This is a genomic window from Pseudomonas sp. NFACC05-1 (assembly GCF_900100135.1).
Taxonomy (GTDB): domain Bacteria; phylum Pseudomonadota; class Gammaproteobacteria; order Pseudomonadales; family Pseudomonadaceae; genus Aquipseudomonas; species Aquipseudomonas fluorescens_Q.
This window is the reverse complement of the sequence record NZ_FMTR01000020.1, coordinates 745-23407: the sequence shown is the minus strand read 5'-3', so window position 1 is coordinate 23407 and position 22663 is coordinate 745. Positions and strand designations below refer to the sequence as shown.

17 protein-coding genes are annotated in these 22663 nt (G+C 58.8%); 12 read left to right on the top strand and 5 right to left on the bottom strand.

Annotated features, from left to right (window positions below; all coding sequences use genetic code 11):
* Positions 1-41: 41 nt before the first annotated feature.
* From BLO97_RS23290 to BLO97_RS23280, 3 genes are all read right to left on the bottom strand, one after another.
* On the bottom strand, positions 42-530 hold the full coding sequence (locus BLO97_RS23290; protein WP_003205748.1) for a TIGR00645 family protein: 489 nt from the start codon (positions 528-530) through the stop codon (positions 42-44).
* 132 nt (positions 531-662) lie between these two features.
* A complete protein-coding gene (locus BLO97_RS23285; protein WP_013694243.1) occupies positions 663-1004 on the bottom strand; it encodes a PA4575 family protein in 342 nt (113 codons plus the stop codon).
* Between the two features lie 310 nt (positions 1005-1314).
* Positions 1315-3753 (bottom strand): Lon protease family protein, encoded by a 2439-nt coding sequence (locus BLO97_RS23280; RefSeq protein WP_063324297.1) that lies wholly within the window; start codon positions 3751-3753, stop codon positions 1315-1317.
* 273 nt (positions 3754-4026) lie between these two features.
* Here BLO97_RS23280 and BLO97_RS23275 point away from each other — a divergent pair, with 273 nt between their 5' ends.
* From BLO97_RS23275 to BLO97_RS23245, 9 genes are all read left to right on the top strand, one after another.
* Positions 4027-4515: a DUF3015 domain-containing protein gene (locus BLO97_RS23275; RefSeq protein WP_003185616.1), complete on the top strand. Its 489-nt coding sequence runs from the start codon at positions 4027-4029 to the stop codon at positions 4513-4515.
* Positions 4516-4604: 89 nt separating this feature from the next.
* The gene (locus BLO97_RS23270; RefSeq protein ID WP_092348395.1) at positions 4605-6458 is read left to right on the top strand and encodes an Lnb N-terminal periplasmic domain-containing protein; all 1854 of its coding nucleotides are present in this window, start codon (positions 4605-4607) and stop codon (positions 6456-6458) included.
* Between the two features lie 132 nt (positions 6459-6590).
* On the top strand, positions 6591-7853 hold the full coding sequence (locus BLO97_RS23265) for an AAA family ATPase (RefSeq protein ID WP_092348393.1): 1263 nt from the start codon (positions 6591-6593) through the stop codon (positions 7851-7853).
* Positions 7850-8419: an HNH endonuclease family protein gene (locus BLO97_RS23260; RefSeq protein WP_092348391.1), complete on the top strand. Its 570-nt coding sequence runs from the start codon at positions 7850-7852 to the stop codon at positions 8417-8419. Before BLO97_RS23265 ends, BLO97_RS23260 begins: the two co-directional genes overlap by 4 nt.
* Positions 8420-8533: 114 nt before the next feature.
* Positions 8534-8890, top strand: coding sequence for a hypothetical protein (locus BLO97_RS23255; protein WP_092348389.1), 357 nt, complete (start codon positions 8534-8536; stop codon positions 8888-8890).
* A gap of 70 nt (positions 8891-8960) precedes the next feature.
* The gene (locus BLO97_RS23250; protein ID WP_092348387.1) at positions 8961-9452 is read left to right on the top strand and encodes a GreA/GreB family elongation factor; all 492 of its coding nucleotides are present in this window, start codon (positions 8961-8963) and stop codon (positions 9450-9452) included.
* A gap of 233 nt (positions 9453-9685) precedes the next feature.
* Entirely contained in the window at positions 9686-9826 is a 141-nt protein-coding gene (locus BLO97_RS31725; protein WP_170845994.1) for a hypothetical protein, read from the top strand.
* A gap of 158 nt (positions 9827-9984) precedes the next feature.
* Positions 9985-10146: a hypothetical protein gene (locus BLO97_RS31720; RefSeq protein WP_170862107.1), complete on the top strand. Its 162-nt coding sequence runs from the start codon at positions 9985-9987 to the stop codon at positions 10144-10146.
* An 84-nt stretch (positions 10147-10230) separates the two neighbouring features.
* Positions 10231-13314: a type 2 lanthipeptide synthetase LanM family protein gene (locus BLO97_RS23245; RefSeq protein ID WP_092348384.1), complete on the top strand. Its 3084-nt coding sequence runs from the start codon at positions 10231-10233 to the stop codon at positions 13312-13314.
* Positions 13315-13370: 56 nt separating this feature from the next.
* Here BLO97_RS23245 and ettA read toward each other — a convergent pair whose 3' ends face one another.
* Positions 13371-15035, bottom strand: coding sequence for an energy-dependent translational throttle protein EttA (ettA, locus tag BLO97_RS23240; protein WP_030140297.1), 1665 nt, complete (start codon positions 15033-15035; stop codon positions 13371-13373).
* Positions 15036-15306: 271 nt separating this feature from the next.
* On the opposite strand from ettA, the gene BLO97_RS23235 reads away from it, so the two are divergent.
* From BLO97_RS23235 to BLO97_RS23225, 3 genes are all read left to right on the top strand, one after another.
* Positions 15307-19155 (top strand): sensor domain-containing protein, encoded by a 3849-nt coding sequence (locus tag BLO97_RS23235; protein WP_092348382.1) that lies wholly within the window; start codon positions 15307-15309, stop codon positions 19153-19155.
* Between the two features lie 167 nt (positions 19156-19322).
* Positions 19323-20576 (top strand): serine hydroxymethyltransferase, encoded by a 1254-nt coding sequence (glyA, locus tag BLO97_RS23230; RefSeq protein WP_072347783.1) that lies wholly within the window; start codon positions 19323-19325, stop codon positions 20574-20576.
* 229 nt (positions 20577-20805) lie between these two features.
* Positions 20806-21336 (top strand): hypothetical protein, encoded by a 531-nt coding sequence (locus BLO97_RS23225; protein ID WP_092348380.1) that lies wholly within the window; start codon positions 20806-20808, stop codon positions 21334-21336.
* Positions 21337-21476: 140 nt separating this feature from the next.
* Here the strand turns inward: BLO97_RS23225 and yjiA are convergent, their stop codons facing one another.
* Positions 21477-22445, bottom strand: a complete 969-nt coding sequence (gene yjiA, locus BLO97_RS23220; RefSeq protein ID WP_092348377.1) for a GTPase — start codon at positions 22443-22445, stop codon at positions 21477-21479.
* Between the last annotated feature and the right edge of the window lie 218 nt (positions 22446-22663).

Sequence of the window (22663 nt, the reverse complement as noted above, 5' to 3'; positions counted from 1 at the left end):
AATTCTACAGGCGGGCGTTGTGTCAGCGTGGTGAACCGACCTCAGTGCTTGGTCAGTTTGTCCAGGTAGCCCATGGCGAATGCCGAGACCACGAAAGTCATGTGAATGATCACGTACCACATCAGATGCTCGGGATCGACGTTCTTGGCGTCCATGAAAATGCGCAGCAGGTGGATGGAGGAAATGGCCACGATCGAGGCCGCGACTTTCATCTTCAGCGATGAAGAGTCCATGGTGCCCAGCCAGTTGAGCTTTTCCTTGTCGTCGCCGATGTCCAACTGCGAGACGAAGTTCTCGTAGCCGGAAATCATCACCATCACCAGTAGCCCGCCCACCAGCGCCATGTCGATCAACGACAGCAGCACCAGGATCAGGTCCGACTCGGCCATGGAAAACACGTTGGGGATGACGTGAAAGACTTCCTGGAAGAACTTCAGCGCCAGGGCCAGCAAGCCCAGGGACAACCCGAAGTAGATCGGCGCCAGCAGCCAACGGGAGGCGTACATTGCGTTTTCGATAAAGCGTTCCATTGAATCTCACACCAGGGCTGAAAAATCGCGGCGAGTATATCAGCCACGACCGGCCCCACAAACGCCGGGACCGTCCCAGGTCCCTGCTCTTGTGTCAAAATTTTACTGCCGATGCCCGTGCGGTGATGGCCTTCAATGCAGCGGACGAAACTCGAAGCCGCCGACGTTGCGACAACGGCCTCCATTGATTTCACGCAGTTGGGCTTGCATGTGCAGGGACCATATCTGCGGGTCATCGGCCAGCTCGTAGCCGTGCAGCGTCAGGCTTTGCACAATGGTATCGAGGATGGATTCGGCGGCAGTCGGGCCGGGAAATGGCCCTTGGGCCTTGATGGCAGAAGGTTGTTCACCGGCCATTCCGGCGGCGAAGAGCAAGGTCCACATACCGGTATCTCCCGCCAGGGGGCGGATGGCGCATTCGATACGGGTGACAAGGCCCAGGCATTGACGAGTGAGGCAAAGGTTGCGCGACATGGCGGCGCCCCTCGGTAGATCCGGTATTCAGCCCCGGGAGGAGGCTGTTTCGATCCGATGATGACTCTCGTTATCCTTGAGCTGAGGATAGAAGAAAAGTTCCGGTCGCAAGGACTTTCGAGACCAGAATGCGCCGAGCGGTCACAGTGTGAATATTGACGCCAAAGTGGTGGCGTTTTTTTGAAACAACCAAAAATTTGTGGGAGCGAGCTTGCTCGCGATAGCGGTGTGACAGTCGACTGATGAGTGACTGAAACTGCGCTATCGCGAGCAAGCTCGCTCCCACAGGGTCCCACTTGGAATACAGCAATCAGGCCGGCTTGGCCTCCGTCAACGCCTGCTGCGCCAATTCCTTTTCCGCTTCCTTGATGTCGTCTTCGCTGATCATTTCCGCGATCACCCGCAGCCGCTCCACCACCCGGGCATTGACGCTGCCCTCGGGGAACTCGCCGTTTTCGTCCGGCTCGCCAGCAGGCTCGCCCACCAACAGGCTCAGGGCTTCGTCGGCCTGGCGCACCGCATAGACGTGGAACTGCCCAGCGCGCACGGCGGCCAGCACTTTCTCGTCGAGCATCAGGGTCGCGACGTTGGCCTGGGGAATGATCGCCCCCTGCTCACCGGTCAACCCGCGGGCTTCACAGAGGCGGAAGAAGCCTTCGATCTTCTCGTTGACCCCGCCCACCGCCTGCACTTCACCGAACTGGTTGATCGAGCCGGTAATGGCGAAGCACTGCTTGAGCGGCGTCTTCGACAGAGCCGAGATCAGCGTACACGCCTCGCCCAGGGACGCGCTGTCGCCGTCCACGTAACCGTAGGACTGCTCCAGCGCAATGCTGGCCGAGATCGCCAGCGGGAATTCCTGGGCATAACGACTGCCCAGGTAGCCGGTAAGAATCATCACGCCCTTGGAGTGGATCGGCTGGCCGAGGTTGACCTCCCGCTCGATGTCGACGATGCCGCTGCCGCCCGGGTACACCGTGGCGGAAATCCGCGCGGGTACACCAAACGCAGAGTCGCCGACCTCGAGGACTGTCAGCCCGTTGCATTTACCCACGGCCGCGCCGGCGGTGTCGATCAGGATGATTCCCGCGAGCATGTCGTCGAGGATTCGCGCCGAGACACGCCCGGTACGGGTGGCCTTGGCCTTGAGGGCGCGCTCGATATGACCGGCGTCGGTCATCTCGTCACCGGCCAGTTGGCGAATGAAATCCGCCTCGCTGACCAGTTGGAACAGATCACCGATACGCGCCGACAAGCGCCCCTGGTGTTCGGCCAGACGCGCACTGTAGGTCGCCAGGCGCGCCACCGCGTCGGCGGTCAGCGGCGCCATGCCCTCCTCCGAAGTGCGGGTCTTGAGCAACTGGGCGAACTGCTCCAGGCTCTCGTCGCCCATCGGGATGTCTTCGTCGAAATCCACCAGCACGCGAAACATTTCCTGGAAGTCCGGATCCAGGTCCTGCAAAGCGTAGTAGAGCTGGCGGGCGCCGATGATCACGACCTTGACCTGCAGCGGAATGTGCTGCGGCGTCAGGGTCACGGTGGCCACGCGCCCCAGTTCCCCCAGCGGCGATTCCATTTTCAGCTTGCGCGATTGCAGGGCGCGCTTGAGCGCATCCCACACGAACGGCTCACCGAGCATTTTTTCCGCTTCGAGAATCAGGAAACCGCCGTTGGCCCGGTGCAAGGCACCCGGACGCAACTGCCGGTACGTGGTGTAGAGCGCGCCCTGGTCGGTGCTGTATTCGATGCGGCCGAACAGGTTGTCGTAGGTCGGGTGCGGCTCGAACACCACCGGCGCGCCGCCACTGAACGGATGCCCGACCACCAGGCTCGGCGCGTACTGTTCCTCCAGCAGCTTGCGGGCGATGGCGTCGGTCTTGCTGTCATCCACCAATTGCTCGACCACAGTCTTGAGTAGATAGACCTGCATGGCCTGCAGGTAGCCGCAGACCGCAGCGTTCTCTGCGTATTTCTCCGACAGTGGTGCCAGCAACGGTTGCAGGGCCAGGGTGATGGTTTCTTCGTTGAGCTGGCGCAACTGGTTGCTGGACTCGCGCTTCCACTGTGGCAGGCTGGCAAGCTCTTCGTTCAAACGCTCTTCCAGGCCCGAGATGTCCTCATGGAAACGCTCGCGCTCGGCTTCCGGCAACTGGGCGAATTCAGCTTCATCCAGGGCCTTGCCTTCGCTCATTGGCGTGAAGGCGATGTTGCTGCTGTCACGGTACAGCGCGACATCCTTCTCCAGCGCCAGGCGCTCGATCACATCCAAGGCGCGGTCATAGCGCTGATTGAAGGCGCGGTCGATGGCACTTTTCTTCTGCTGGTAGGACGGGTGCTCGAATACCGCCGGGAACGTCGCCAGCAAGTTGTCGATCAGGCCGTTGATGTCGGCGATGAAAGCACCGGCCGTACCTGACGGCAGTTCCAGGGCACGGGGTTCGCGGGGCTCATCGAAGTTGTTGACGTAGACCCAGTCCGCCGGGGTCTGCAGGCGCTTGCCTTCGGCCTTGAGGTAGCGTTTGACGAACGAAAACCGGCCAGTGCCGGGCTCACCCATGACGAATACGTTGTAACCGGGGCGCGGCATGGCCACGCCGAACTGCAAGGCTTCGACCGCACGTTCCTGGCCAAGCACACCGCGGAAGGGCTCCAGATCATTGGTGGTAGAGAAGCTGAACTGTTCAGCGGAAAACGGACGGGTCAGCGCTTCGGGCGCTAGACGCAAGCTGGCAGCAACAGGATCAGGCATCGGGCTTCCTTACATCAGGCGGGGCAGATAGCGGCATTCTGGCGCCGCCTGTACCTGACTGGCAAGGAGCGCCTCTGCCCAAAGCATAGTCAAAGGGGAAACCGCGGTCGGGCCGGTAGACAGGCGATCTTCCAGTGATGTTTTTGCAAAATGTCACGGAACCCTCAGATCGTGCCTAAACTCCAAACTGCGCGGCTGGAACAATAACCGGCCCACTGGCAGCTGTAGGGGCCAGACCCTGTCCATCGGTATGCACATAAAGAGAACATAGCTATGAAACGGATTCTTCTCGGTACTCTCTTCACCGCTGTATCCATCAACGCCATGGCTCAGGCGCCGGGCGGCCCGGATTGCGGCTGGGGCAACATGCTGTTCGAAGGTCAGCGTGGCACTCCGGCACACTTCCTGGCATCCACCACCAACGGCACTTCCGGTAACGCTACCTTCGGCATGACATCCGGCACCAACGGTTGCTCGACCAACGCGGCACTGACTTACGGCGGCAAGTCCTGGCTGGCCATGAATGGCATGATGAACGAGCTGTCCGAAGACATGGCCAAGGGTCAGGGCGAAGCGCTGACCACCTATGCCGTGGTACTGGGCGTGGCGCCGGAAGATCGCGCACACTTCTCCGCCGTTACCCACGAGCACTTCCAACAGATCTTCAGCAAGGCTGACGTGACGGCGGAAGATGTGCATACCAACACCCTGGCCGTGCTGAAAAGCGATCCTCGCCTGGCCAAGTACGCCACTCAAGCTTAAGCTCGACACCACTCGCTCCTCTCGGGGAGCGGGTTTTCTTTTCGGGGCCCCTTCGGTCTTTGTTTTTTCGCCTTTCCAAGTAGCCGACTATGCTCAAACGCCTTGCCTGGCTGGCGCTCTGTGTGTGCGCCCCGCTGTCCGCCGCGCCTCATGTCGACCCTCAACGTTTGCAGCAACTGGCCAATGACCGCTTCTGGATTTCCCTGGGCCACTACGAAACCGCCAAGCTCGGCGGTTGGCGCAGCTATATCAGCGACAAGCAATTCTTCCTCGCGCCCGATGGCAACGAACATCCCGAGCGCGAACTGAGTGCCACGCTAAAAGCCCTGTACGGCCCGGCCAGCGCCGGCCAGCAGCATGCCCAGTGCGTGTACCCGGCGCGAACGCGCTGGCTCAAGGCCCAGCTCAATCTGACGGATCTGCCGGCCGTTGACTGCAGCGACTTCAACCAGTGGTTCAAGGACGTCTCGCCCCACAGCGCGGTGATGATCTTCCCCGCCGCGTATCTGAACAGCCCGTCCTCGATGTTCGGCCACACCCTGCTGCGCATCGACCAGGCCGATGTGCAAAGCGACAAGACCGCCCTGCTCAGCTATGCAATCAATTTCGGCGCCTACATCGAAGGCTCGGACAACAGCATCCTCTATGCCTGGAAGGGCCTGATGGGCGGCTATCCCGGCCTGTTTGCCCTGGTGCCGTACCAGGAAAAACTCTCCGAGTACCGTAGCCTGGAGAACCGCGACCTGTGGGAATACCGCCTGAACCTGAGCCAGGCGGAAACCGAGCGCATGGTCGAGCACGTCTGGGAACTCAAGCAGATTCAGTTCGACTATTTTTTCTTCGACGAAAACTGCTCCTATCGCCTGCTCGAATTGCTGCAAGTGGCTCGCCCCAGCCTGCGCCTGACCGAACAATTCCCGCTGACTGCGATTCCCACCGACACCGTCAAGGCCGTGAAAGAAGCCGGCCTGGTGGAAAGCATCCAGTATCGACCGTCCCGTGAACGGGAACTGCTCAGCCGCGCCGAACCGCTCAGCGACGAAGAACAGCAATGGGTACTCAAAGCCAGCGCCGACCAGCAGCAACTGCAAGCCCCCGGCTTCAAGGCGTTGCCGCGCGAACGCCAGGCGCTGATCATCGATGCGGCCTATCGCCTGGAGCGCTATCGCGCCAACGGCCAGGAGCGCGACCCACAACGCGCCCAGCGCAGTTTCGAACTGTTGCGGGCGATCAACCAAAACCCTGCGCCGGAACTCGATATCCCGCAACCGGGCCTGCCCGAGGACGGTCATCAATCGCGCACCTGGCAGGCTGGCCTCGGCACGCGGGGCGACCGGGCGTTCGGCGAGTATGGCTTGCGCATGGCCTATCACGATCTCAACGACAACGCCGAGAGCTTCCCCTTGGGCGCACAGATCGAAATCCTGCAATTGAAACTGCGCCAGTACGAAGGCAATGACTGGCAGGTGCAACAACTGGACCTGGCGACCATTCGCTCCCTGACCCCACGCAACGATCTGCTGCAACCGCTGTCCTGGCAGGTCACCGGCGGCCTGGAGCGGGTGCCAGGCAAACACGATGACGAAACCCTGGTCAGCCACATCAACGGCGGCGCCGGCGGCACCTGGGCGCTGGGCGAGGATGTCCTCGGCTTTGCCCTGGGCACGGTGCGGGTCGAGCACAACAATGACTTCGCCCAGTTCATCGCCCCGGCCGCCGGTTTCAATAGCGGTGTGCTGTGGAAAAACCCGCTGGGCAACCTGAGCCTGGAAGCCAAGGGTGATTATTTCGTCAACGGCGAAGTGCGCCGCAGCCTGAGCCTGAACCAGCAATGGGAGTTGTCCCGCAACCTCGGCCTGCGCCTGAGTGCCCAGCGGGAGTTCAGCCAATTGGCCTCGCCGGAGAACGAAGTGATGCTTGAGGTGAAGTGGTATCACTATTGATATCTGAGCCAGAGAGAGGATCAAGGCCCAATCCCAGGTCGAATGGCAGGCGCGTTTCCGGGCTCGTTTCGAAGTCAGCCAAAATCAAGTAGATTGGCCCGGATCAACCTTTAATCGGAATTGAATGCTGCGATGCTTGATTATCTGCACATGAAAAACGTGGGGCCTGCTCCTGAGCTCGAAGTTAACTGGGCGCCACGAATCAATCTGATTACAGGTGACAATGGATTGGGCAAAAGCTTTTTGCTGGACCTGGCCTGGTGGGCGCTGACGCGCACTTGGGCCAATACGCCAGCCCTGCCTGTAAACCCCGGCAAGTCCTCCATTGAATACGTTGTAAAAGGTAAATCCGGCGTCGCCCAGCCTGTGGTATCGACCTACAAGCGGGAAGACAGCTCCTGGCCTCTGAAACAAAGCCGTCCCACCATGCCCGGCATCGTGGTTTACGTACGCATCGACGGCGGCTTTTCCGTATGGGATCCGGCCCGCAATTACTGGCGCTCCGATAAGGATCGACCCGCCGCGTATCACTTTTCCGCCGACGACGTATGGGATGGCCTCGACGTCAATGGACAAAGGGTCTGTGAAGGCCTGGAGCGCGACTGGGTCAACTGGCAAAACGGTCGAAAACCCCAATTCGAGGCGTTGGAAAACGCATTGCGCGACCTTTCTCCCGCCAGTGAACCGTTATGCGTCGGGGCACCCAGACGAGTCTACCTGGGCGAGGGTCGAGAACGACCGACACTTACCATCGGCAATCAGAACGTTCCGGTCGCGCTGGCCTCTGCGGGCGTAAGACGCATCTTGGGGCTGGCCTATTTTCTCGTGTGGGCCTGGTATGAGCACCAGGCAGCGGCCGCACTGCTCGACAAAAAGCCCGAGCGCCGGTTTGTCATTCTGTTCGACGAACCCGAGACTCATTTACATCCAAGGTGGCAGCGCACGCTGATGCCCAGTTTGTTGCAAGCTATCAAGACCTTGCGCGGGAACCACGGTGCCGCTCCCCCCCAACTCCTGATTGCCACGCACTCCCCCCTTGTCGCCGCCTCCCTTGAACCGGTATTCGATGCAGAACAGGACGATCAGATTCAATTGTCGATCCAGGACCAGAAGGTCACGCTGACACAAGGACACTGGGCAGCCCAGGGTGACGCCAGCAGTTGGTTGGTCTCTGACACGTTCGGGCTGGAACAGGCGCGCTCGCTGGAGGCAGAAAAAGCCATCGAGGCCGCCGAAGCATTCATGCGTGGCGAGAAGCAACTGCCTGAAGGACTCAAGACCCGAGCCTCCATCCATAAGGCGCTGCAAAAGCTGCTTCCGGCCCATGATGAGTTCTGGCCACGCTGGCTGATCGAGAGCGGCCTCCTGAAGCTCAATGGCGAGGGCCATCAATGATCCCGGTGACCAGGCCAAAGGAACCCGCCGATTTTGATAAATACGTCAGAACGCCGGGAAAACAATGGCTCACTGACAATCCGGGCGCTCCTCGTCCCTCGCCGCTCTGGAACAAATGCTCGCGAGAGCTGGCCGATCATTACACAAACCTGTGTGCCTACGCGGCCATGCTTGACCCTACCGGCGGAACGGTCGATCACTACCTCAGCTACAAGCACTACCCGGGCCTGACCTACGAATGGAGCAATTACCGCTTCGCCTCCGGCACGCTGAATTCCAGCAAGAAAACAGCTGATGACACGGTGCTCGATCCCCATGACGTGGGCCCAGGCTGGTTCGAAATCATTTTGCCGTCGCTTCAGATGCGCACCACAGCAGCGATTCCTCCGGCTTATCGCGACAAAGCCGAGTACACACTCAAGCGACTCAAATTGCGTGACGGTGAGCGCGTCATTCGCTGGCGCCAGAGTTGGTACAACATGTACAAACAAAAAAAGCTGACGCTCGAAGGACTCCGTGAAGTGGCTCCGCTGATTGCCGATGCCGTTGAAAAAGCCGCCCTATGAAGGCGGCCTCATTTACCTGCAACCGCAGATTTTTTGATCATTCTTTCACCTCCCGCCTACAACTGCGCTTCTAAACTCTCCTGGTAAGGCCGCCAATGCGGCAGGGAGACAGGCATGTGGCGTGCGGTAGCGGTATTGAGTGTGATGTTGCTGGTCAGCGGCTGTGAAACCACCCGCGAAGACCTGATCGCCCGGGGTTATCCACCAGCGTTCGCCGACGGCTACGACGACGGTTGCAGCAGCGGCCGGCAAGCCGCCGGGGTGATCACCGGCCAGTTCAGGAAAGACGTGCCGCGCTATCTCAAGGACCCGCGCTACGCCGAAGGCTGGAGCGATGGTTTCCGTCAGTGTCAGGCCATGCGCGAAAGCGAGGAGCGTGACGCCTATCGCGAACGTCACTGGGATGAACGTGAACGGGCCTGGCAACAGCAGAAAGACCAGGATGCCGCCCGGGCTTATCGCTCGCCGTAAGTCGCGCACAGACATTCATCGAAACCAAAAGCCTGCGACCATGGCCCAAACTCCAATAGAGGAGAACACCATGAGTCGCGCTTTCGTCAACGAAGACACCGCCGCAGCCCAGGCCGATCAACCGGTCGAACGCCAGGTCAGTGCCCAGCCCAATTACGTGACACCGTCCGGGTTTGCCCAGTTGCAGGCCCGCGTCGCCCAGTTGCAGGCACTGCATGGCCAGCACGCAGCCAAAGGCGACCAGGCAGACAAACAGCGCATCGCCGACATTGAACGGGACCTGCGCTATTTCAATCAGCGCTTGCAAAGCACCCAGGTCGTCGTGCCGACATCAACGGACCAGGTGCGGATTGGGCATTGGGTGACCTTCGTCGACGAGCATGATCACGAGCAGCGGGTGCAATTGGTGGGTGAAGACCAAGCTGATGCGGCCAGTGGACTGATCAACTGGGGTTCGCCGCTGGGGCGAGCGTTGCTGGGGGCGAAGGTTGGGGATGAGGTGATCTGGGAGCGACCGATGGGCAATCTCGCCATTGAAGTCATTGCAATAGCGCTTGATTAACGAACTGAGCGAGCAGCACTTGTTAGTACCATGAGAAAACACTTAAACCTTTCCTGCAGACTCGAACAAGAGCAATAAAGCCTCTAGCGCTAGAGCGTCGCAACAGTAACAACATACCTGTAGCAACATGTAACTGCAACATAAGGTCATAACGACAAGTTGGTGCTTAATCGGCAGCGTGCTATTGTTTTCCCCGCACCAAAACAGGTGCGTAACAACAGAGGAGAAACACGATGAGCGAACACATACTGGCAATGTCCGGTGACTTCGATGGTGACTTCAAGTCCTACCAACTCGTCAGTCGCGGCATTGAGTCAGCAGCGCTGACCATTGTCGAATGTGGCACCGCAGAGTGCACCGCCATTTTGTGCTAATCCCACTTTCAAGGTCGACCTGCACAGGGCGACTTTGATATCCCTAATCCCATTCATAGACAACTTCATTTGACATCCTACAGTTCGGATACAGTGATTGGCATCCGATTGGCCGCAGGCCGCTGTACGCGATATTCAATAACTGATGAGGAAATATCATGAGCGAAAAAATCCTGAACATGTCCGGTGACTTCTATCTCGAGTTCAACGCTTATCAAGCGCCTGCCAACAAGAGCAATGGGCGGATGCTGATAACGTCATTGGAGTGCAACACTTTCGGAACGTGCACCAATCTCGAGTGCTCGACACTGGGCTGCTAATCCCGCTCAACTGATCGTCAAAACAGGCAATCAATAAAACATAGAGCAGGCACCGCCTGCTCTATCCATGTCAGGAGACACGGCATGTTAATTAACTCCTTGAAGTTGAATCAGCGAGGTCAGCACAGATTCTCTTCCGGCCGCGATATCGCCCTTTTTGAAAACAACCTGACTCGCCTGCATGTTGATGATCAGGCCTTGCTGAATCACTTCGGATTAGACAGGGCGCAGCTGTCTGCGTACATCAAGGAACCTGCCAATAACCAACCCTTGCCCATCGATGGCGAAACCGTCTTAAACGCCTTGGAGGCAAAACTTACCCAGCTCGACAGCCTTGACACCGAGACGAACACTATCTCAATCGGCAAAAACAATTTTTATTGGTTTGGCTACCGTTTTTTTCTTTATTTCATGGATACGTTCAAAGGCGATCCGCGCTACGCCGCTGCATCATTGCACATCGATGACCGGGCCTTGTTTGCAAGCCTGGAGCGCTATGTTCTGGGCCGGGTAGAACGCACATCAGAACAAAGCCTGGTTCACTATTTGAATACGCGGATTGCAGCCGGTGAGGACCTCGATTTAACAGCTTTCAATGAGCATCTGCGCACATTGCCACTGCTGAAATTGTTTGAGTCCTACCCGGTGTTGGCGGGCCTGCTACTGGATCTACTGGAAGACACCACCCACTACCTTTATGGGGTCATTCGCGACTTCGCCGACGATACTGAATTGCTGGAGAAGACGTTTTCGATCCCGTCCCGGAAAATCGACGCGATCGAACTTGGTCTAGGTGATCCCCATGGTCGTGGTGAAACGGTCTGCGAGGTTAAAATTGGTACGACCTCGTTGGTTTACAAACCAAGAGCGAGCCGGGAGGCGTTGTTTTTCAATCGTCTCCTTGGGCAATTGCATGAGTGGTCAGGCGCGGATTGTTTTTCTATACATGCACCCAGGATCCTCAGCTGCGAGCAGCATAGCTGGGTAGAAAAGATCGACAATCTGCCTTGCGACAGCGAAGCAGACGTTGCGCTGTTCTATACAAAAATGGGCGCACAAATGGCCCTCATCCACGCATTGAATGGCATCGACTTTCACTACGAAAATATCATTGCGTGTGGAAGCAGCCCGGTCATGATTGACCTTGAATGTTTATTCACCGCCTCTACCAGCGAGCTGCTACACGACTTACCTGCCGACTGCGCGTTGTTCAATGCCTTCAAGTTGACCCAACAGTCAGTATATTCCACCGGTTTTTTACCCTTCTCTCAAAAATCCAATTACGACCAAAGCGGTCTGACTCGGCAAGAGCGATTCACTTCCACCCGCCATTCCCTGGTTTTCGAAGATGGCTTCTACCATCTGCGCAAAACACAATTCGAACACCAGCCACTGCAAAAACACCTGCCACACCTGCAAGGCGGGCATAAGGGATTTGAACCCTATAAAGCTGAACTCCTCCATGGCTTTGACTATGCCTATGGCCAGTTGATGATTTATCAACAGATGATCATGCAGATACTCGAACAATCTGCAGGCGAATTATCAACCCGCGTATTGCTCAAGAACTCCCAGCGCTATGCCGATTTCATCGGACTAAGCCGCCACCCACGCTTTATGCAAAATATGCTGGACAGGGAACTTCTACTGGCAACTTTATGGAAAGATCTGAAGGAACCCTATGCAGCAAAAGGTATTCCCCGTTATGAAATAGCGGACCTGCAACGATCCAGCATCCCATGTTTCACCATGCCTCTCAACGCCAACTACTTGACGAGCGCCCAAGGTGAAACGATAGGAATGACGCCCATAGAGCCACCAATAAAGAGCTGCTTACAGAAACTGGCCAGCCTGTCCCATGCAGACAAAGCGTTACAACGCACATTGCTCGAAATTTGTTTGTTTCCTGAGCCTAATGGACAACTGCCACTGCGCGCCAGACAGAGGCTTGCGAACCTTGAGAGCGCTCTCCCATCGGGCCTACTCGACGGAATATTGAGCATCAGCTCCCGTATCGAGGAGCTCGCTATCATAGGAACATCAACGGACGTCAGTTGGTTGTCTTTTCACCTGCACCCCACGACCCAGAGAAAGTACCCGTCGCCCATGGATCACGGGCTGTACTCCGGTATCGCCGGGATTGGCTTGTTTTATCTGGGCCTGTTCAAGGTGAGCGGCGAACCGCACTTTCTGTCGCGCATGGATCAGGTCCTGTACTCCCTGGAACAACGCTTTGGCTTTTTCAAAACCGATTTGACCGTCAGTGCCTATCACGGGCTGGGGGCTTATCTCTATCTGCTGATCAATCGTCGGCAAATAACGGGAGATCCGAAACACGATGAAAAAATCGCCGGCCTGCTGACCCAACTGATTGAAGTCCCTCCTGAAGACTATGATTTCGACTTCCTCGGAGGCTGTTGTGGGGCTGTGACCCTGCTGGCCAATATCCATGCATTGTCTGCACAGGAGGACGTGCTGCCAGCCATCCAACGCATGATTGGCTACATCAAGGATCAAGTCCTGATTGAAGATGGCCAACTGCTGCGGCGTGATGATCGCTCGGTCATTTTGACAGGCTTGTCCCACGGCCTCTCGGGGGTCATCCATGCCCTGTGCAAAGCCTATGACGTGACCGGCGATGCGACCCTGGTGCCCTTGGCCATCCAGGTGCTCGAAGGCGAAAACCGCTTGAGCCGGGACGGTTTCTGGCTGGACCTGCGAAACCTCGGGCCGGCGGAGCATACGTCCAAGTGGTGCCACGGTGATGGAGGTATCCTCATCGCCAGGCGACAGCTCATGGCATCGATGGGGGACGCCCTGGACGACGCGGCCAGGCAGACCGTGCTCGACGATATACAGCGATGCGAGAACAATCTCTGGCAGCACGGTTTCGGCGAGGGCTACAACCTTTGCCACGGCGATTTCGGCAATCTGATCTGTCTGCATGACCTGTATCGGCATTCGGATAATCCCGAAGGCATGAGCAGGGTCAGAAAGACACTCGACGAAATCGCCCGGCAGTTTTTCGAGGGACCATGGCTCGACAACGATCGGGTACCCGACGTCAGCCTGTTGACTGGAATCACGGGGGCGGGTTATGCCTTGCTGTACGAGATGGACCCGACAATCCCCAACATTCTCACCCTTGAGTTCGCGATGCCAGCGTAACCCCCATGAAAAACGGAGCCTTCGAAGGCTCCGTTTTTTTCATGCAACCGACCGAATCAGGCCAATTTCTTGTGCCGTACGCGGTGCGGCTGGGCGGCCGCTTCGCCGAGGCGTTTCTTGCGATCGGCTTCGTACTCGGTGTAGTTGCCTTCGAAGAACACCGCTTGCGAATCGTCTTCGTATGCCAGGATGTGGGTCGCCACGCGGTCGAGGAACCACCGATCGTGGGAGATCACAATGGCGGCGCCCGGGAAGTCCAGCAAGGCTTCTTCCAGGGAACGCAAGGTTTCGACGTCGAGGTCGTTGGACGGTTCGTCGAGCAGCAGGACGTTGCCGCCCTCCTTCAAGGTCAACGCCAGGTGCAAGCGACCGCGCTCACCACCGGACAAGTCCTTGACGAACTTCTGCTGGTCGCCGCCCTTGAAGTTGAAACGGCCCACATAAGTGCGCGACGGGATTTCGTAGTTGCCGATGCGGATCTGGTCGGAACCGTCGGAGATCTGCTGGAACACGGTCTTGCTGCCGTCCAGGTCTTCGCGGCTCTGGTCGACGCAGGCCAGTTGCACGGTTTCACCGATTTCGATGCTGCCCGAATCCGGCGTTTCCTTGCCCATCAGCATGCGGAACAGCGTGGATTTACCCGCACCGTTACCGCCGATCACGCCGACGATGGCGCCCTTGGGCATGGAGAACGACAGGTTGTCGATCAGCACGCGATCGCCATAACCCTTGGTGACGTTCTTGAACTCGATGACCTTGTCACCCAGGCGCGGACCGGCCGGGATGTAGATCTCGTTGGTTTCGCTGCGCTTCTGGAATTCCTGGGATTGCATTTCCTCGAAGCGTTGCAGACGCGCCTTGGATTTGGACTGGCGGGCCTTGGCGCCTTTGCGCACCCACTCCAGTTCTTCCTTCATGGCTTTTTCATGGGCCGACTGCTGCTTGGATTCCTGGGCCAGACGATCGGACTTGGCTTCCAGCCAGCCCGAATAGTTGCCCTCGTATGGAATGCCTGCGCCACGGTCGAGTTCGAGGATCCAGCCGGCGACGTTGTCCAGGAAGTAACGGTCGTGCGTGATCGCAACCACGGTGCCTGGGAAGTCGTGCAGGAAGTGTTCGAGCCAGGCGACGGAATCGGCGTCCAGGTGGTTGGTCGGTTCATCGAGCAGCAGCATGTCCGGGGCCGACAGCAACAGGCGGCACAGGGCCACGCGGCGCTTCTCACCACCAGACAGGTGTTCGACCTTCGCGTCCCAGGCCGGCAGGCGCAGCGCATCGGCGGCGACTTCCAGCTGGCGATCCAGGTTGTGGCCGTCGCTGGCCTGCAGGATCGCTTCGAGCTTGGCCTGTTCGGCGGCCAGCTTGTCGAAGTCGGCATCCGGATCGGCGTAGGCGGCATAGACCTCGTCGAGGCGCGCCTGGGCGTCCTTGATCACACTGACCGCTTCCTCGACCACTTCACGGACGGTCTTGGTCGGATCCAGTTGAGGTTCCTGGGGCAGGTAGCCGATGTTCAGGTCCGGCATCGGGCGGGCTTCGCCGTCGAATTCGTTATCGACGCCGGCCATGATTTTCAGCAGCGTGGATTTACCCGAACCGTTGAGGCCCAGTACGCCGATCTTGGCGCCGGGGAAGAAGGACAGTGAAATATTTTTCAGGATTTCCCGCTTCGGCGGAACAACTTTGCTCAGCCGATGCATGGTGAAGACGTATTGAGCCATGGTGAACCTAGCGTCAGTGACAGGTGAAAAGAACGAGCCAGGCCATGCGCGGCACCGGCACTTGACGGTCATCAATGCCTGCGCGCGGATAGAGCCTGGGAATCTGGAGCTGGAACGCTCTTGTTTGACCGGCAAAGCTACCTCAACCGTCGGTCAAGGTCCAGCCGGCAAGGGCTGGCACTTTGCCACAAGTCAAGGCATGCTAGCCGCCCTTCGGGCGTCCGGCTTATAGTGCACGTCGCGCCAGTCCAGCAAACTGCAGGATTACAGCTTGTCCAACGTCACTCCGCCCCTGTCCCCTCGCGCATCCGCAGTCGTGCCCGGCTCGCCCCTGCGCGGGACATTGAAGAGCGCACTGGCCACGCTGGTATTGCTGTTGCTCGGCTTGCTGTTCTGGCAATTGCTCGACCAACTGCGCGAAACCCAACAGCAACAACGCCAATACACCATCGACTACACCGCCGATCTCGCCGCGCAGGTCAGCCTGAACATGGCCCTGAACGCGCAAATCGCCCTCAACCTGCTACCGATCGTCGAACAACCCCAAACGGGCGACGAACAGCGGGCCCTGGTGCGCAAACTCCAGCAATCGCTCCCCGAATTGCGCAGCCTGGTCCTGCTGAGCCCCTCCGGCCGAGTGCTCAGTGACAGCGACGCCGACAGCCACGACGCCGACTACCTGGGCGACCTGGTGCGGCGCAGCCGGGCCCAGGCCCATTATTTCAGCAATGCCGAAGACGGCTCCGTGGTGCACCTCTTGTTGCACCAGGCCAGCGGTAGCAGCCGTGGCTACTGGGCCCTGCGCCTGAGCCCAAACTTTTTCTCCACCCTGACCAAGCAGACCGATATGGGGCTGCGCCCGCTGTGGCTGGTAGAAAACCGTCTCAACCAGCAGATCATCAGCCGCGACGAAAGCCTGCCCTCGAGCAGCCCTACCCATTTGTCCCCGGATGACCTGGAGAACACCGTACTGACCGTGCCCCTGAGCAGCAGCGACTGGCAACTGCGGGGGCTGTTCGACCGCCGCCAGGTGATCGAACAACTGCTGCCGGCCTTCATCGGCAAATGCCTGCTGGGCCTGGCGTTTTCGTTGTTGCCGGTGATTGCGCTCTTGAACATGCGCCGACGTCAGCGGCAGTTGCATGAAGGTCGGCGGCGCTACCAGGATATTTTCGAAGGCACTGGCGTGGCCTTGTGCGTGCTCGACCTGTCGGGGCTCAAGGCTTTTTTTGAGCGGGCCGGCCTGCACACGGGCGATCAATTGCGCGCATGGACAAAAACCTCCCATCAACTCGAGCAATTGCGTCAGGAAGTTCACGTCACCGAAGTCAACCAGATGGCATTGAAACTGCTCAATGTCGATTCCTGCGATCAGGCCTGGCAACTGCTGGTCGGCAAGGGTACGCAGGACAACAACCCCGTCGGCTCGAAGCTGCTCGAGGCGCTGCTCGATCAACACAAGCAACTGGAGCTGGAAATCAAGCTCCAGGACGCCCATGGCCGCGACCAGCACCTGTGGCTGGTGCTGCGCCTGCCGGAAAAACAGCAAGACCATAACGCGGTCATCCTGAGCATCAGCGACATCACCAGCCGCAAGCTGATCGAGCTCTCGCTGCTCGAACGCGAGGGTTTCTGGTCCGACGTGGTGCGCACCGTGCCGGATCATCTCTATGTGCAGGACGTCATCAGTCAGCGGATGATCTTCAGCAACCACCACCTGGGCCAGACCCTGGGGTACGACCGCACCGAACTGCACCAGATGGGCGAGTACTTCTGGGAAATCCTGCTGCACAGCGACGATGCCGATCACTACCACAGCCTGCGCCAGGCACAGCGGCGGGGTGGGTACACGCAATTGTTGCAATGCCAACTGCGCTTTCGCCACCGCAATGGCAAATGGCGCTGCTTCGACATCCGCGAGCAGGCCCTGGCCCGGGACCGGGATAACCAGGTGACACGAATCATCGGCGTGGCCAAGGACGTCACCGAGCAGATCGAGGCCAGTGAATCGCTGCGTGACAGCGAACAACGCTACCGGATGCTCGCCGAAAGCATCAGCGACGTGATTTTCTCCACCGACAACAAGCTTTCGCTCAACTACGTCAGCCCGTCGGTGCAAGCGGTGCTGGGCTACACCGCCGACTGGATCTTCCAGAACGGCTGGCAATCGATCATCGCCAATCCGCAACAACTGACCGGCATCTACAGCCTGATGGACCGGGTCAGCAAGGCCCTCGACAAGCCCGACCAACTGGCCGAGCTACGCAACCAGATGCAGACCCAGTTGTTCCTGTTCGACTGCCTGCGTGCCGATGGGCGCAAGATTCCCATCGAGCTGCGGCTGGTACTGGTGTGGGATGAACACGGCGCGTTCGAAGGCGTGCTCGGCGTCGGTCGCGACATCAGCCAGCAGCGTCGCGCTGAAAAAGACCTGCGCATGGCCGCTACGGTCTTCGAACACTCGACCTCGGCGATCCTGATCACCGACCCGGCCGGCTACATTGTCCAGGCCAACGAAGCCTTCAGTCGCGTCAGCGGTTATGCCGTGTCGCAAGTACTGGACCAGTTGCCCAACATGCTGACCGTGGACGAACAGCAGGAAGCCCACTTGCGCTACGTGCTCAAGCAGCTGCAACAGCACAGCACCTGGGAAGGCGAAGTCTGGCTCAAGCGCCGCAATGGCGAGCATTACCCAGCGTGGGTCGGCATTACGGCCGTGCTGGATGACGAAGGTGACCTGGCCAGCTATGTGTGCTTCTTCAGCGACATCAGCGAGCGCAAGGCCAGCGAGCAGCGCATTCATCGCCTGGCCTATTACGACGCCCTGACTCACCTGCCCAACCGCACGCTGTTCCAGGATCGCCTGCACACCGCACTGCAATCGGCTGACCGGCAGAAGACCTGGGTCGTGCTGATGTTCCTCGACCTGGACCGTTTCAAGCCGATCAACGACTCCCTGGGCCATGCCGCCGGCGATCGGATGCTCAAGGAAATGGCCACGCGCCTGCTCGGCTGCGTCGCCGACGACGACACTGTGGCACGCATGGGTGGCGATGAATTCACCCTGCTGCTGCAACCGCGCGCCAGCCGCGAAATGGCGCTGAACCGGGCAATCAACGTAGCCGAGCAGATCCTCGCCAGCCTGGTCCGGCCCTTCGTGCTCGAAGGCCGGGAGTTCTTCGTCACCGCCAGTATCGGTATCGCCCTGAGCCCCCAGGACGGCAACGAACTGAGCCAATTGATGAAGAACGCCGACACAGCCATGTATCACGCCAAGGAGCGGGGCAAGAACAACTTCCAGTTCTATCAGGCCGACATGAACGCCAGCGCCCTGGAGCGCCTGGAGCTGGAAAGCGACCTGCGCCACGCCCTGGAACAGAACGAGTTCGTGCTGTATTACCAGCCGCAGTTCAGCGGCGATGGCAAACGTTTGACCGGTGCCGAAGCCCTGCTGCGCTGGCGCCATCCGCGACGCGGATTGGTGCCGCCGGGGGATTTCATCCCGGTACTCGAAGAACTCGGCTTGGTGGTGGACGTCGGCGACTGGGTCATCACCGAGGCCTGTCGGCAGCTCAGGACATGGCACCAGGCCAAGGTCCGGGTGCCGAAGGTCTCGGTCAACATTTCGGCCCGGCAGTTCTCCGACGGCCAGTTGGGCACGCGCATCGCCAATATCCTGCGCAGCACCGGCCTGCCGCCGGCCTGCCTGGAGCTGGAACTGACGGAAAGTATCCTGATGCGCGAAGTCAGCGAGGCGATGCAGATCCTGGCCGGGCTGAAAAACCTGGGCCTGAGCATCGCCGTCGATGACTTCGGCACCGGTTATTCGTCGCTCAACTACCTCAAGCAATTCCCCATCGACGTGCTGAAGATCGACCGCACCTTCGTCGACGGCCTGCCGTCCGGCGAGCAGGATGCGCAGATCGCCCGGGCGATCATCGCCATGGCCCACAGCCTCAACCTGGCGGTGATCGCCGAGGGTGTCGAGACCCACGAGCAGCTGGATTTCCTGCGCGAGCACGGCTGCGACGAAGTCCAGGGCTACCTGTTCGGCCGGCCGATGCCGGCCAATCGGTTCGAAGCGCAGTTCAGCAATGATGCGTTGTTCATGATTGATTGAGGCAGTTGCAAGCTTCAAGCTTCAAGCGGCAAGCTGAAGGCAGAAACGGTCCGCGTTAACTTGCAGCTTGTCGCTTGCATCTTGAAGCTGAATTCCTTTCATATGCCTTCCAAAACCGGTTGGGTTAGAATGCCCCCCTTTTCTGCCCCCGATCCTTGAGGACCGCCATGTTCAGCCGTGATTTGACTATTGCCAAGTACGACGCCGATCTCTTTGCCGCCATGGAGCAAGAAGCTCAGCGCCAGGAAGAGCACATTGAGCTGATCGCTTCGGAAAACTACACCAGCCCCGCGGTGATGGAAGCTCAAGGCTCGGTACTGACCAACAAGTACGCCGAAGGCTACCCAGGCAAGCGTTACTACGGTGGTTGCGAGTACGTCGACGTGGTCGAGCAACTGGCCATCGACCGCGCCAAGCAACTGTTCGGCGCCGATTACGCCAACGTCCAGCCGCACGCAGGCTCCCAAGCCAACTCCGCCGTGTACTTGGCGCTGCTGTCGGCCGGTGACACCATCCTGGGCATGAGCCTGGCCCACGGCGGTCACCTGACCCACGGTGCCAGCGTTTCCTCCTCCGGCAAGCTGTACAACGCCGTCCAGTACGGCATCGACGGCAACGGTCTGATCGACTACGACGAAGTCGAGCGCTTGGCCCTCGAGCACAAGCCGAAAATGATCGTGGCCGGTTTCTCCGCCTACTCCCAGGTCCTCGACTTCCCGCGTTTCCGCGAGATTGCCGACAAGGTCGGTGCCTACCTGTTCGTCGACATGGCTCACGTAGCGGGCCTGGTCGCCGCTGGCGTCTACCCGAACCCGGTGCCATTCGCCGACGTGGTCACTACCACCACCCACAAGACCCTGCGCGGTCCACGTGGCGGCCTGATCCTGGCGCGCGCCAATGCCGACATCGAGAAGAAGCTGAACTCCGCCGTCTTCCCGGGCGCCCAGGGTGGCCCGCTGGAGCACGTGATCGCGGCCAAGGCGATCTGTTTCAAGGAAGCCCTGCAACCTGAGTTCAAGGCTTACCAGCAACAAGTGGTGAAGAATGCCAAGGCCATGGCCGGCGTGTTCATCGAGCGCGGCTTCGACGTGGTGTCCGGCGGTACTGAAAACCACCTGTTCCTGCTCTCGCTGATCAAGCAAGAGATCTCCGGCAAAGACGCCGACGCGGCGCTGGGCAAGGCGTTCATCACCGTCAACAAGAACTCGGTGCCAAACGACCCACGCTCGCCGTTCGTCACCTCGGGTCTGCGCTTCGGTACCCCGGCCGTGACCACTCGCGGTTTCAAGGAAGCCGAGTGCAAGGAACTGGCTGGCTGGATCTGCGACATCCTGGCGGACCTGAACAACGAAGCGGTCATCGACGCCGTGCGTGAGAAGGTCAAGGCTATTTGCAAGAAGCTGCCGGTGTACGGCGCTTAATCAGCCCGTCAGACCGTAGCCAAAAGGCCCGCCTCTTCGAGGCGGGCCTTTTTTATGGGCTGTTAAAAAGCTAACGCCAACTTACCCGTTCATCCTTACACCATTCACTGGTTGTTATCGCACTTAACTTTCTGCAATACAGATAATACCACCCACCCCCAACAAAACTAATAAGATCCTATCCGCTCCATCTCATACTTACTAACTCAACACAGGATTCAATTATCACATGGACAGTGAAAAATCTTTTCATGCAACACTTCGCATGTTTGATGCCCACGTCAATCTACTTGAAACGCTGCATGGTAAACCTGCGATGGCGACCGTCAGTTCATTCAGCGGCGGATTCTTTACCGGCAAACCGCAAACCCATGATCACTCGCATTTGCTCGGCATGCACGCCGAAGCCCAGGGCACGGCCTCTACCCAATTGATGCTGCATTTCCGGCCTACGCCCAATGGCTACATCCTGACCCTGAAAAACCCCGGGGAATACTACAACAGGCTGATTAGCAAGAGTTGGCTTGAAGTACTTGGTGCAGTACATCCAAACACTGCCAACCCGACGCGTTTCATCCTGGTCGATCAACAACACAACATCATCACTCGGAAAAACATCAACACCCAGCACACTCCCCTCTCACTCATGACCGCAACCCATAAATATGTCGGGGGATTAAGAGTGCCTGGCTCGCCGTATCTCTATCTGGCCGAGACCGAAGAAAAATCAAAGATAACTTTTATCTTAAGCCTGCACTAAGGCATGTAAATCTCGTAAAAGACAAATCACCAGATAGCTCTTGTGGCGCAGGATATTCCCTCGCCACAAGGCTCTACGGGGGGCAGTTTCTCCTTCAACAACTCACCTTGGGCAAGTTGAAAGCCACAGGCAGCGGAAGATCAAAGCAGGATGGCATCGAAGCCTGCACGGATTTTCTCTTCGGGCAGTTCGTCGGCGATGAATACGATCACGCTTTCCCGGGGTTCATCCGGAGCCCATTCGGTGTCCCAATCGAAACCGTACAGTTTCAGTACGCCCTGGAATACCAGTCGACGGGGTTCGTCGGCGATGTTCAGCACACCTTTGTAGCGCAACAATTGCTTGCCGTGCTCTTCCAGCAACTGGTTCATGAACTCGCTGAGCTTTTCGATATCCAGTGGTTTGTCGGTGCGCAGCACGAGGCTGCTGATCCGATCGCCCGTGGTGGCCTTGCCGACCGGTCGCAGGCTGAACCCTGCGCCCAGGTCCGCATTGAGATTGAAGCCACGGATATCGAGCAGTTCGGCCAGGTCGATCTTGCCGTGTTCCACCACCCTGATAGGTGCCCGCCGGTTGATGCGCGTCAAGCGCTCACCAAGGGCTTGGACCTGGGCTGCGTCCACCAGATCGGTTTTGCTCAAGAGCAGGCGGTCGGCAAATCCAACCTGGGCCTGGGCGATGGCCTGGGTCAGGTGGACATCGGCATGAGCAGCATCCACCAGGGTCAGGATCCCATCGAGGATGTAACGCTCGCGCAGGTCCTCATCGATGAAAAACGTCTGGGCCACCGGCGCTGGGTCGGCCAGTCCGGTGCACTCGATGACCAGGCGATCGAAGGCAATCTCGCCGCTGTCCAGCCGCTCGAGCAACAGATACAGGGCCTTGGTCAGGTCGGTGTGGATGGTGCAGCACACGCAACCGTTGGCCAGGGTCATGACTTGCACCGGCTCGTCGCCCAGCAGTTGGGTGTCGATACCGGCATCGCTGAATTCGTTCTCGATCACGGCGATTTTCAGGCCGTGTTCGGCCTTGAGCAGATGGCGCAACAGCGTGGTCTTGCCGGCGCCGAGGAAGCCGCTGAGGATGGTGACCGGGATGGGAGAGGACAAACTGAATCTCCTTGATGCCTGAAAGGGAAGCGGTTTTGTGGAAGCGAGCCTGCACGCGAAGGCGTCGGGTCAGTTGACATCGATGCTACTGACCCACCGCCATCGCGAGCAAGCCCGCTCCCACATGGGTTTGAGGCTACCTCAACTCAACAGCACTTGGACCCACCCTTGCCACCGTAACCAACAGCGCAATCAAGCCAGACAACTACCCTGTGGCG

Excerpts from the sequence above, each read along its gene's own strand:
- BLO97_RS23280 (WP_063324297.1), bottom strand. The coding sequence starts at position 3,753 with ATGCCTGATCCTGTTGCTGCCAGCTTGCGTCTAGCGCCCGAAGCGCTG.
- BLO97_RS23245 (WP_092348384.1), top strand. The coding sequence starts at position 10,231 with ATGTTAATTAACTCCTTGAAGTTGAATCAGCGAGGTCAGCACAGATTC.
- BLO97_RS23225 (WP_092348380.1), top strand. The coding sequence starts at position 20,806 with ATGGACAGTGAAAAATCTTTTCATGCAACACTTCGCATGTTTGATGCC.
- BLO97_RS23250 (WP_092348387.1), top strand. The coding sequence starts at position 8,961 with ATGAGTCGCGCTTTCGTCAACGAAGACACCGCCGCAGCCCAGGCCGAT.
- BLO97_RS23255 (WP_092348389.1), top strand. The coding sequence starts at position 8,534 with ATGTGGCGTGCGGTAGCGGTATTGAGTGTGATGTTGCTGGTCAGCGGC.
- BLO97_RS31725 (WP_170845994.1), top strand. The coding sequence starts at position 9,686 with ATGAGCGAACACATACTGGCAATGTCCGGTGACTTCGATGGTGACTTC.
- BLO97_RS23290 (WP_003205748.1), bottom strand. The coding sequence starts at position 530 with ATGGAACGCTTTATCGAAAACGCAATGTACGCCTCCCGTTGGCTGCTG.
- BLO97_RS23260 (WP_092348391.1), top strand. The coding sequence starts at position 7,850 with ATGATCCCGGTGACCAGGCCAAAGGAACCCGCCGATTTTGATAAATAC.
- BLO97_RS23275 (WP_003185616.1), top strand. The coding sequence starts at position 4,027 with ATGAAACGGATTCTTCTCGGTACTCTCTTCACCGCTGTATCCATCAAC.
- BLO97_RS31720 (WP_170862107.1), top strand. The coding sequence starts at position 9,985 with ATGAGCGAAAAAATCCTGAACATGTCCGGTGACTTCTATCTCGAGTTC.
- ettA (WP_030140297.1), bottom strand. The coding sequence starts at position 15,035 with ATGGCTCAATACGTCTTCACCATGCATCGGCTGAGCAAAGTTGTTCCG.
- BLO97_RS23265 (WP_092348393.1), top strand. The coding sequence starts at position 6,591 with ATGCTTGATTATCTGCACATGAAAAACGTGGGGCCTGCTCCTGAGCTC.
- BLO97_RS23285 (WP_013694243.1), bottom strand. The coding sequence starts at position 1,004 with ATGTCGCGCAACCTTTGCCTCACTCGTCAATGCCTGGGCCTTGTCACC.
- glyA (WP_072347783.1), top strand. The coding sequence starts at position 19,323 with ATGTTCAGCCGTGATTTGACTATTGCCAAGTACGACGCCGATCTCTTT.
- BLO97_RS23270 (WP_092348395.1), top strand. The coding sequence starts at position 4,605 with ATGCTCAAACGCCTTGCCTGGCTGGCGCTCTGTGTGTGCGCCCCGCTG.